A 922-nucleotide genomic window follows, 5' to 3' on the forward strand; every position below is an offset into this window, starting at 1 on the left:
GTCTCCATCGTAAAAAAGCGACCCGGCAAGTCCTCTCGCAACGGCAGGTCGAGAGACTGACCATCGTCAGGGCTTGCCTGTTTCTGGGGATAAGCCGGCAGGCTTACTACAAGCGCAATCGGGTTGCAGACTTGCGCCATGCACAAGCGCTGCACGTGGTGCGCTACGTGCGCCAGGTACGATTACGCCAACCACGGGTGGGTACCCGCAAGCTGCATTATCTGCTTCAGGGTCAGGATGATGCCTGGCTCAAGGTCGGGCGGGACAGGCTGTTTCGGATATTGGCCGAGTACCGCTTGCTGGTGCAGCCCAGGCGGGCGTATCACAAGACCACCCACAGTTTTCACCGTTTCTACCGTCATCCCAACTTGCTCAAGGCGGGGCCGGAGCAGGTCACGCCGGTGGCACCGGAGCATGTCTGGGTCGCCGACATCACCTATCTGCCAGCCAGGAGCGGGCCGCTGTACCTGAGCCTGGTGACGGATGCTTACTCACGCAAGATAGTGGGCCATCACGTGCACGAGGGGATGCACGCCGAGTCGGTAGCGATGGCGTTCAAGAAAGCGCTGAAGCAACGGCGTGGCGGCGGGGAGCTTATCCATCACTCAGACCGCGGAGTACAGTATTGTTCTGGCCTGTATCAGTCATTACATGAACGGTACGGGGTGAGATGCTCGATGACCGATGGTTATGACTGTTACCAGAATGCGTTGGCGGAACGGGTGAACGGGATTTTGAAGGGAGAGTTGTTGTTGCAAAGCCCGCAGGACCTGGCGCAAGCGCGGGAAATGGTGCGTGAAGCGGTGGATATTTACAACGAGGAGCGGCCGCATCATGCGTTGAAATACAGAACCCCCGATGCGGTACATAGGGGGTTCTGAGTAGAGAAATGCTAGTTGAAAATGTGTAAACCTATTTCAGG

Annotated in this window: 1 protein-coding gene; it reads left to right on the plus strand. The window is 57.6% G+C overall.

The genetic code is table 11. The annotated features are described in order from the left end of the window. A partial coding sequence (locus G5195_RS20140; RefSeq protein WP_421236415.1) for an IS3 family transposase occupies positions 1-881 on the plus strand: 881 nt, incomplete at its 5' end. Positions 882-922 lie beyond the last annotated feature (41 nt).

Origin of the sequence: Aeromonas sp. 601039 (assembly GCF_049174415.1) — a bacterium.
GTDB lineage: Bacteria > Pseudomonadota > Gammaproteobacteria > Enterobacterales > Aeromonadaceae > Aeromonas > Aeromonas veronii_A.